Genomic DNA, 9,810 nt, shown 5'->3' with positions numbered 1-9,810 from the left:
TGATGGTGTTTTAAATTCATGGCGCCCGTCAGGGGTACACGGCATGAAGGTTGTAATAGGGCCGCTTGTGACATTAACCGTGCGGCAGCACCCTCGCGTTGCTCCTCGCCCGACCTGCGCCGCTTGGCGCGGGTACCCCTTCACGCTTACGTGTCATGTCGAGGAGTTAGTCGACCGGTACAGGGTCCGGCACGAGCTACGGAAGAGGATATTCAAGCGGTTCAACGAGGAGGGAGTGGAGATGCCGTTCCCCATAAGGACCGTACACCTTAAAAAGGAATAACCCCGAATGAAGGCGAAGGCCGAACCGTTCAAGTTCTACGAGTGCACGCCGCTTATAAAGATGACCGGCAGGAGGGCCGGTTCCATAGTGGAGCTCCTGGAGATACTGGGGCAGGTAACCCCGGAGAGTATATTCCACCACATGCACCAGTACTTCCTGAAGCCCCACGTCCGGCCCCCGGCCTACCCCAACGACTTCGCGGTGTGGGCCTCCGAGGCGCTGGAGGAGAAGAGACTCGCCGAGAGGCTCGCCAACCTGAACCCCTTCGAGTTCGTCGATATAGATGAGGTAAGGGGAGAGATTATCCGCATCATCAAGGACCACCTGAAGGAGTTCCCCCCCCCGAGACCCGTCCTCCCGGGCAAGGAGTTTTTCTTTAACGAGGGCATAACGTTCGTGATACCCACGGACATCGAGGCGACGAGTAATGAGGAGTTCGTCGAGGCGCTCAGGAAGGTCGACGCTTCGAGCATATATTTTCACTTCTACGAGGCCCGCTTGAGGCTCGGCAGGGCACGGGACGATTTCAGCCTTTTCTTCGGCGAGTGCCTCGGGTGTCCCGGGCCCGCCGCCAGGCTCAACTCCCTCGACCCCTATATGTACAGCACCGAGGTCTTGAGGGAGAAGATAATAGCCATCCTGGAGGAGGAGGAATGAACCTCAGAGACTACAAGGGGATAGCCGAAGACGGAGAGCTCCGGGCCATAGAGCACATGGCCGGGAAGCTCGAGGGGAAGAGCTTTATGCACGTGAACTCCACGGCCGTGGGCGGCGGTGTGGCCGAGTTGCTGCAGCGGATGGTACCTCTCTTGAAGGGGCTCGGGATCGAGGTGAGGTGGGAAGTCATAAAGGGGACAAAGCCGTTCTTCGAGGGCACCAAGAGGCTCCACAACGCGCTGCAGGGCCAGGCCAACCCGCTAACGAAGAAGATGTGGGAAGTCTACGAAGAGGTCAATAAAAAGAACGCGGCGCGGCTCGACCTCGATGCCGACTGTGTTTTTATCCACGACCCGCAGCCCGCGCTCCTTATAGATTCCAAGAAGCGCGGGAACTGGATATGGCGCTGCCACATAGACATATCCACTCCGGACAGCGTTACCTGGTACTTCCTGAAGAAGCAGGTGGAGAAGTACGACGGGGCGATATTCTCGGTCTCGCGCTTCGCCCAGTCCCTCCCGATACCTCAGTTCATGATACCGCCTTCCATAGACCCCCTTAGCGAGAAGAATATGGATCTGCCGCCCGAAGAGGTGGACGAGGTCTTCGAGCGCTTTGGCGTACCCAGGGATAAGCCGATACTGCTCCAGGTTTCGCGCTTCGACCCCTTTAAGGACCCGCTCGGGGTTATAGACGCCTTCCGGCTCGTCAGGAAGTATAACGACTGCCGCCTGGTGTTCGCCGGAGGCACCGCCGACGACGACCCGGAGGGAGAGAGGGTTATCGAGGAGGTAAGGGAGAAGGCCGGAGACGACCCGGACGTACACATACTCATGCTCCCCCCGTTTAGCGACAGGGAGATAAATGCGCTCCAGAGGGGTGCCGACATAGTACTGCAGAAGTCCACGAGAGAGGGGTTCGGGCTCGTCGTGGCCGAGGCCCTCTGGAAGAAAAAACCCGTCATAGGCGGGGACGTGGGTGGTATACCGCTTCAGGTGGTCGACGGCGCGACCGGGTATCTCGTGCATTCGGTGGAGGGTACGGCCTACCGCATACGCCAGCTCCTGCAGAACCCCGAGCTTGCCCGGAGGATGGGGGAGGCCGGCAGGGAGCATATAAGGCGGAACTTCCTCATCACCGGACACATAAGGCAGTACCTTGCCGTATGGCTCGCCATGGAGAACAAGGACCAGAAGGTCATCTATCTCTGAGTGTGTTCCGGCTCTGAGTGTGTTCCGGCTCCGAGGGGAGTCCCGGCGCCCGACGCACCGCTGTGCACTTCCTCGGTGAGGACCAACCATCTTGATGTCCGGTCGATGTCCGGCTGATGCCCGGCATCCGGCCTTTTCGGGTCAACGTGTCGTAAGATGAAGACAGTCTCCAGGGAAAAACTCATAGTCGTATCCAACCGGGAGCCCTACACCTTCAAGAAGGGCAGGGCCGAGAAGACCGTCGGGGGGCTGGTCTCCGCGCTCGACCCGGTCATGCGGGCGTCAAAGGGCGTGTGGATAGCCTCGGGCAGCGATGCCGGGAGGGTCATGGTCCCGCCCGACGACCCTTCCTACACCATGCGGCTGGTGCCCCTTACCCAGAGGGACATTGAAGGGTATTACAACGGCTACTCCAATAGATTCCTCTGGCCGCTCTGCCACATCACACTCGACCGGATATATCTCAAGAAGTCCTACTGGCAGAGCTACAAGAAGGTGAACGCCCTTTTCGCCGACGCGATAGTCGAAGAGGCTCGGAAAAAGGGTACGCGCGTGTGGCTGCAGGACTACCATCTGGCCATATGCGCCGCCTATATAAAAGAGAAGAGGCCCGACCTGAAGCTTTCGATCTTCTGGCACATACCGTGGCCCCCGCACGACGTCTTCAGGGCCTGTCCCCAGGGCCGAGAGATACTGGAGGGGCTCCTGGCGAACGACCTCATCGGCTTCCAACTCGACTCCTTCTGCAGGAACTTCATGAGGTGCGCGGCCATGGAGTTCGGCACCTCCGTCGAGATCAAGGGCAGGTACATCAAATACCGGGGCCATATCACGAAGGTAAAGTCTTTCCCCATAAGCGTGGACTTCGAGTGGTTCGAGAGGGCGGCCCTGGCCAGGAGGTCGGGGAGGTTCTTCGAGAGGTTCAAGAAGGAGAGGAAGCTCGACGGGGTCATGCTCGGGCTCAGCGTTGACAGGCTCGAGTACACCAAGGGCATAATAAAGTCGCTCGAGGCCGTGGAGTTCCTGTTCGCGAAGTACCCGAGGTTCAAGGGCAAGTTCACCTTCGTGCAGATAGCCGTGCCCACCAGGAAGGTGGAGCCCTACTTGAGCTACATGGAGAGGGTAAGGAAGAAGGCGGCGGCATTGAACGCCAGGTACTCGACGGCGGACTGGAGGCCCGTGGAGTACATGGAGAGCAGGTTCAGCCATAACGACCTGGCCGCGCTCTACCGGGGGGCCGACTTCGCGATGATAAGCTCGGTCTACGACGGGATGAACCTCGTGGCGAAGGAGTACGTCTCCTCCCAGGTCGACCTGAAGGGGGCGCTCCTTGTGAGCGAGTTCGCCGGAGCCGCCGAGGACGTGCCGGGTATTACGACCATAAACCCCTACGATACCGAGAGCTGCGCCGACTCGATAAAGGAGGCGCTCGAAGCGGACCCGGCCAAGAAGAGGAAGGCCATGGGAAGGGCCAGGGCGTATGTGAGCAGGAACGACATATACAAGTGGGTCGAGGACGTGCTGGGGGAGATGAAGGGGCTCGGTTGAAAAGGCATCTTTTGAAAAACATCGAGAGGGTGAAAGAGCTTGCCGGGTCCAAGAGGATATCGCTCTTTCTGGACTATGACGGCACGCTAACCCCCATCGTCGCCAGGCCCGAAGTGGCCACGCTCTCTTTTCAGGTAAAGGAGATACTCAGGAAACTGGTGCGGCTCTACCCGACGGCCGTTATAACCGGGAGGGGGCTTGAGGACATAAGGGAGCGGGTGCCGATTGGCGGACTCGTCTACGCCGCGAACCACGGCATGGAGGTGTGGTCGACGGGGTTTACGATGGTCTTCGACGCCGGCAGGGACGTAGGCGCGGAACTGAAAAAGCTCCTTGCCGCGTTTAACGGGCTCGTAAAGAAGTTCAAGGGAGTTATCGTCGAGGACAAGGGGGCTACCCTGAGCGTCCACTACAGGCTGCTGGACATAAAAGAGGTGAAGGCCTTCAAGGCCGCGCTGAGGGAGCTTGCGGCGCCTTCGGTTGAAAAGGGCCTTGTGAAGCTTACCGAGGGGAAGAAGGTTTTTGAGCTCCGCCCGCCCGTTAGCTGGAACAAGGGGAGGGTCGTGGAGTGGATCATGCAGAGAGACGGCTTTAGCGGCACCTTCCCGCTCTATGTGGGCGACGACGAGACGGACAGGGACGGTTTTCGCGCCGTAAAGGGCAAGGGGCTCTCGGTCTTTGTCGGCGGCATGGACGACGAGGCGGACTTTTACCTCAACTCCCAGGACGAGGTCAGGCCCTTCCTGGAATGGCTCAGGGGGAGGTAGCACGGTTAATGCCATAAGGCGGCCAAATACGGTATTGGTATCGAATACCCTCCAACGGTCGTCGTGAAAGGGAAACACCCTCAGGGTGAGGTAGCACGGAATAAGAGACAGTACCGGTCTTCAGTTGCCCGTTATCAGTGAAAGATGAAAACCCGATAACCGTTTAAGGAGGTTCCTCGTGTCGGACTTCTATCACAGCGGTCTTATAACCACGCTTCACAGGCTCGGCAAGCCTAACCTCGAAAGGCTCGAGACGGAGCTCGAACTCTACGCCATGGTGAGGCCCGTGGCCCTGGTCCTTCCCGCCCTCTACTCGGACGTCGAGAGCGAGGCCATGAAGGGCATAGTGGAGGAGCTCAAGAAGGTAAAGTTCGTAAAGGAGGTCATACTCGCGCTAGGCCCCGCCACCGACGAGGAGTTCGTCCGGGTGAAGGAGCTCATGAGCGTCCTCCCACAGGACGTAAAGGTGATCCACACCGGCGGCGAGAGGATGAGCGATATCTTCGCGACCTTCGACCGGGAAGGCGTGGGCGCGGGCAAGGACGGCAAGGGCAGGAGCGCGTGGCTGTCATACGGGTACGTGCTTGCCAGCGGCAAGTGCGACGTCATAGCGCTCCACGACTGCGACATCCTGAGTTACTCGAGAGAGCTTCTGGCAAGGCTATGCTATCCGGTGGTGACCCCGGGGCTCGATTATCTCTTCTGCAAGGGCTACTACGCGAGGGTCACCGACAGGCTTCACGGCAGGGTCACGCGGCTCTTCGTGATACCGCTGGTGAGGTCGCTCGGGAAGATAGTCGGGCCCCATCCGCTGCTCGAGTTCTTCGACAGCTTCCGCTATCCCCTTGCCGGTGAGTTCTGCATGATAGCGGAGCTCGCGAGGGTGAACCGTATACCGTGGGACTGGGGGCTCGAGGTGGGGGTGCTCGCCGAAGTCCACAGGAACTATTCACCTAAGAGGGTATGCCAGGTCGACATAGCCGAGAACTACGAGCACAAGCACCAGAAACTTTCGGCAGACGACCCCACAACCGGGCTCATGAAGATGTCCGTGGACATAGCCAAGTCGATATTCAGGAGCCTCGCCTCCGAGGGCATAGTCTTCTCCGACGGGTTCTTCAACTCGCTCAGGGCCACCTACCGGAAACTCGCCGAGGATACGCTCATAAGGTACGAGGGGGACGCGGCGATAAACGGGCTGATGTTCGACAGGCACGGTGAGGCCATGGCCGTGGACGCCTTTACCAGGGCCATAGATATGGCCGCGAAGACGGCGATGGAAAACCCGCTGGGCGCACCTCTCATACCCAACTGGAACAGGGTGATATCGGCGATCCCCGGGATATTCGAAAGGCTCGGCAACGCCGTGGAAGAAGACAACAGGTAAGGCACTATCCGTGAGTGCCGTCGAAGCAGACGGGGGGTGTGGGGTGCAAGGGGGTGCAGGGATGTAGGGGGTGTACCCCCTACACCATATAGTCTCCGGAATGCAGCTCTTCCCTTTCGTACTCCTCAAGCGGGTCGTCATCCAGGAGGTGACGCACGCACTCAAGCAAGTACTCCGAACCCACGTAACGGCCGCCTTTGAAGATGTAGAGCCTTGAGTCCAGCGGGCTGTACTCCACCCTTACTTTTGAGTTATCGAGAAGCAGCATTTCGGGTACTCCGTTGCAGGTAATTTAGAGTGAAGTATTATACACTATTTAGTGGTGCGTGTCAAGCACACCCGCAAACCAGGGCAAGGACCGTTTGAGCGGTAACGGGTCCGTGCCGGCGGCGTACGTACGTGGTCCCCTTACGGGCGGGACCGGCTCAACGCGCCTCTACGAGCCTCTCCAGGGCCTCCCGGACCTTCTTCTTCCTTATGCCCTTGAGAAGAAGGTGTATGCCCGCGACGAGGTCTTGCCTCTCCTCCGGGCTCAGGGAGTTGTAGAGCTGAAGCAGCAGCTTCCCCTGCGTTCCGTCGACGTTGCCTCCGGCGGCAGTGGTCGGGGGGGGAGGGGGGGGCGGGGGGCCGAAAAAGTATGATATGTCCGCACCCATGATCTCGGCGAGCTTGAGCCACTCGCCGGTGGTTATGGGTATGTCCCCCCCCTCCTTTCTGGCGTATGTGCTCCTGTCGATCCCCAATTGCCCGGCCAGAGACTCCTGCCTGAGAAATCGCTCCTCCCTTAAGTTCCTGAGCCTTCGGAGTATCTCCTCTGTGCTTATCATGCACGTAGTATATACCTCCCTGAGGGGCCATAGCAACCGGAAAAACAGCTTTAATAAACCAAAGGTGATGCGGGTTCAACCTAAGTTATTGAAATGGCGGGGGGAATTGACCTGCGGGGCTCTTTACCCTTGACAGTGGGGGGGAGCTATGTTAGGGGTAGAAGGCAGTGCCGGAGTGGTGAAACTGGTAGACGCGCGGGACTCAAAATCCCGTGGCCGCGAGGCCGTGCGGGTTCGACCCCCGCCTCCGGCACCACATAATGAACTATCATGGAACGTAAGGAGTGTTGCCCGTATGTCCAATGCCGATAAACCGAGGGTCCTTGTGATGGACGATGAGGCGACCATAAGGGAGCTTATAGGCGAGGTGCTGGGCGCCGCCGGTTACGAGACGGAGTTCGCTGGCGACGGCGCCGAAGCGGTTGAAAAGTACAGAAGGGAAAAGGAGGACGCGCGTACCTTCAATGTCGTTATCATGGACCTTACCATCCCCGGCGGGATGGGCGGCAAGGAGGCCATAAAGAAGCTCCTCGAACTGGACCCGGATGTACGGGCGATCGTCTCGAGCGGCTATGCCCGCGACCCCATGATGGAGGAGTACGAGAAGTACGGCTTCACCGGCGCCATAGCAAAGCCGTACAACATCAAGGAGCTGGTCGCGCTGGTGAATAAGGTGGTCGGGGAAGGGTGAGCCCTTTACTCCTCTACCTCCCCGCTGAAGGAATATAGCTCCCGATCACCGATATTGAAGCTCTACCCCCTCCCCCCCTCCCAACCCCAATTCCTTGACAACGTTTTAAAAAACAAGTATTTTATATAGTTAGATGATGTCATTCCCCGGCAAAGGGCTATTCGTCCCGTTCCTTTTTCTCATATATCTTTTTGCCTCCCTGCCGCCTTCTTTCGCCTCCGCCGGACCGGGCGCCGACCCCGGAGAAGAGGGGGGGGAGGGGGGGGAGGGGCGGAGGCTCTATCTCCAGTGGTGCAGCCAGTGTCACGGCATCGAGGGCAGGGGTGACGGCATTAACTCCACGCCCGACTTGAAGGTAAACCCCAGGGACCACACCGATACGCTTTTCATGTCCACGAGATCCGACGAGAACCTGAATGACGTCATAAGGGGAGGCGGGACGAGTGTAGCCAAATCGTCCATCATGCCGCCCTGGAGGGCGACCCTTACCGACGAGGAAATAAAAACCCTTATCGGCTACCTGCGCGAACTCTGCAACTGCCGCTTCGAAGGGGTGGTCTCCGACGAGAAGCTCAGACAGGTCGCGCCGGGTTTTAGATAATATGGATAGAGCCATGACGCTAAAACTCCTCGCTCTCGCGGTGCTCTTGCCGGCCTCTCTCTTCTTCTCCGGCGAGGCTTATGCGGATGACTGCAGCGGCTGCCACAGGAACCCCAGGTATAAAAAGGAGGACGCGCAGAAGCTCAAGCAATGCCTTGCCTGCCACGGCATGGCCGGCCATCCCTACAAGGCGGATACCGGCACGGGCGGGGGGGGTGGGGTTACCGCAGTGGCCGAGGCCGCCGAGAGGGCGGTGGCGGCCGGACCAGACCCGGACACGGGGGACATGGTCTTCATACCCGCCGGCGAGTTCCTCATGGGCAGCGACGACAGGTTGAGGGACGAAAAGCCCGCCCATGTCGTGTACGTAAACGAGTTCTACATAGACAGGCTGGAGCTCACCAATAAAGAGTATAAGAGCTTTGTGGACGCCGGCCATCCGCCCCCGAGTAACTGGGAGGAGAACCGGGAGGGGAAGAGCTACCCGCCGGAGAAGGCGGACCACCCCGTTATATTCGTCTCCTGGAACGACGCGGACGCTTACTGCAGGTGGAGAGGAAAGAGGCTCCCCCGGGAGAGGGAGTGGGAGAAGGCCGCGCGCGGCACCGACGGCCGCATATATCCCTGGGGTAACGAGTGGGACCTCGATAAGTCCAACAACCCCTTGAGGGGGCACGAGGGGACGATGCCCGCGGGCTCCATCGAGGAGGGCAAAAATCAGTTCGGCCTTTATGAGATGAGCGGGAACGTCTGGGAGTGGGTTGACGACCATTACTTCCCGCACCCGGGCTCCGACTACGTGAGCCCCGAGTTCGGCAGGAAGTACAGGCTCTTGAAGGGCGGCTCGTGGTGGGACTGCATGTTCTACGGCTGCGGCATATCGGCGCCTGCATATAACCGGGCCTTTTTCGACGCCACCACCAAGAACGACAGTTTTGGTTTTAGGTGCGCAGCGGACGCAAAGTAGGAGGGACAGAATATGGCTATAACGGAGATTAAGCCGAGCATTAAGAAAGGCTGGCTCTGCGCGGCAGTTGCCGCTGTGCTGGCTTCGTGCTCGGGCGGGAAGGTCACGGACACCGAAGAGATGGTCCACATCCCGCCGGGCGAGTTCATAATGGGCAGCGTCGAGGAGGACACCGAGGGGCTTGCGCAGGAGTTCGGGTCGAGGAAGGGTACGTTTTTCATGGATGAGAGGCCCGAGAGGAAGGTGCGGACCGAGGGCTATTACATAGGCAAGTACGAGGTGACGAATTCGAGTTATAAAAAATTCGTCGACGCGGGCCACCAGCCCCCGCTCAGTTGGGAGGGTGGCGCCTACCCCGATAAGAGGGGCGACCACCCGGTAAATAACGTTACCTGGTTCGACGCGGAGGCCTACTGTAAGTGGGCGGGCAAGAGGCTCCCCACCGAGGAAGAGTGGGAGAAGGCGGCCCGGGGGCCGGATGGGAACAGGTACCCCTGGGGGGATGAGTACGACGAGGCAAAGGCCAACCTCAATAAGGGGGACACCGCGCCCGTGGGAAGCCACGAGACCGACGTGAGCCACTACGGCGTATATGACATGGCCGGGAACGTCATGGAGTGGGTCGACGCGTGGTACAAGCCCTATCCGGGAGGCACGTTCGAGAGCAAGGAGTTCGGGGAGAAGTACAGGGTGCTTAGAGGGAGCTCGGGAAGCGCCATGGGTCACTACGTGATGGGCAAGATATTCTCACGCTCTTCGTTCAGGCACCATTACCTGCCGGGCGGGGCCGGGAATGACGGTGGTTTCAGGTGCGCAAGCTCTGCCGGTTGATATTCGTCCTTGCCCTGGTTTCCTGCTCTGGCGAGGGGGG

At 59.4% G+C, this 9,810-nt stretch carries 12 protein-coding genes and 1 tRNA gene; 11 read left to right on the top strand and 2 right to left on the bottom strand.

Annotation, left to right across the window (positions count from 1 at the left end; all coding sequences use genetic code 11):
* The 6 genes from V3W31_04660 to V3W31_04635 all read left to right on the top strand — a co-directional run.
* A partial coding sequence (locus V3W31_04660; protein ID MEE9614230.1) for a hypothetical protein occupies positions 1-283 on the top strand: 283 nt, incomplete at its 5' end.
* 6 nt (positions 284-289) lie between these two features.
* Complete coding sequence (locus V3W31_04655) at positions 290-940, top strand: DUF5752 family protein (protein ID MEE9614229.1); 651 nt, start codon at positions 290-292, stop codon at positions 938-940.
* On the top strand, positions 937-2,151 hold the full coding sequence (locus V3W31_04650) for a glycosyltransferase (protein MEE9614228.1): 1,215 nt from the start codon (positions 937-939) through the stop codon (positions 2,149-2,151). The genes V3W31_04655 and V3W31_04650 overlap by 4 nt, the downstream gene beginning before the upstream one ends.
* A gap of 156 nt (positions 2,152-2,307) precedes the next feature.
* Entirely contained in the window at positions 2,308-3,699 is a 1,392-nt protein-coding gene (locus V3W31_04645; protein ID MEE9614227.1) for a trehalose-6-phosphate synthase, read from the top strand.
* Positions 3,696-4,466, top strand: a complete 771-nt coding sequence (gene otsB, locus V3W31_04640; protein ID MEE9614226.1) for a trehalose-phosphatase — start codon at positions 3,696-3,698, stop codon at positions 4,464-4,466. The genes V3W31_04645 and otsB overlap by 4 nt, the downstream gene beginning before the upstream one ends.
* 178 nt (positions 4,467-4,644) lie before the next feature.
* A complete protein-coding gene (locus tag V3W31_04635; GenBank protein MEE9614225.1) occupies positions 4,645-5,853 on the top strand; it encodes a glycosyl transferase in 1,209 nt (402 codons plus the stop codon).
* 79 nt (positions 5,854-5,932) lie between these two features.
* Here V3W31_04635 and V3W31_04630 read toward each other — a convergent pair whose 3' ends face one another.
* Entirely contained in the window at positions 5,933-6,121 is a 189-nt protein-coding gene (locus V3W31_04630; GenBank protein ID MEE9614224.1) for a hypothetical protein, read from the bottom strand.
* A gap of 157 nt (positions 6,122-6,278) precedes the next feature.
* On the bottom strand, positions 6,279-6,680 hold the full coding sequence (locus V3W31_04625) for a helix-turn-helix domain-containing protein (GenBank protein ID MEE9614223.1): 402 nt from the start codon (positions 6,678-6,680) through the stop codon (positions 6,279-6,281).
* Between the two features lie 169 nt (positions 6,681-6,849).
* Between V3W31_04625 and V3W31_04620 the strand changes: the two genes are divergently transcribed.
* The 5 genes from V3W31_04620 (at position 6,850) to V3W31_04600 (ending at position 9,770) form a co-directional block, all read left to right on the top strand.
* Positions 6,850-6,936, top strand: a tRNA-Leu gene (locus V3W31_04620).
* A gap of 39 nt (positions 6,937-6,975) precedes the next feature.
* Positions 6,976-7,371 (top strand): response regulator, encoded by a 396-nt coding sequence (locus tag V3W31_04615; protein MEE9614222.1) that lies wholly within the window; start codon positions 6,976-6,978, stop codon positions 7,369-7,371.
* Between the two features lie 133 nt (positions 7,372-7,504).
* Positions 7,505-7,972 (top strand): cytochrome c, encoded by a 468-nt coding sequence (locus tag V3W31_04610; GenBank protein MEE9614221.1) that lies wholly within the window; start codon positions 7,505-7,507, stop codon positions 7,970-7,972.
* Position 7,973: 1 nt separating this feature from the next.
* Positions 7,974-8,939, top strand: coding sequence for an SUMF1/EgtB/PvdO family nonheme iron enzyme (locus V3W31_04605; GenBank protein MEE9614220.1), 966 nt, complete (start codon positions 7,974-7,976; stop codon positions 8,937-8,939).
* Between the two features lie 12 nt (positions 8,940-8,951).
* Positions 8,952-9,770 (top strand): SUMF1/EgtB/PvdO family nonheme iron enzyme, encoded by an 819-nt coding sequence (locus V3W31_04600; protein ID MEE9614219.1) that lies wholly within the window; start codon positions 8,952-8,954, stop codon positions 9,768-9,770.
* Positions 9,771-9,810: the final 40 nt, after the last annotated feature.

It is taken from the genome of Thermodesulfobacteriota bacterium (genome assembly GCA_036482575.1).
Taxonomy (GTDB): domain Bacteria; phylum Desulfobacterota; class GWC2-55-46; order GWC2-55-46; family JAUVFY01; genus JAZGJJ01.
This window is presented reverse-complemented; position numbering and strand designations above follow the sequence as displayed.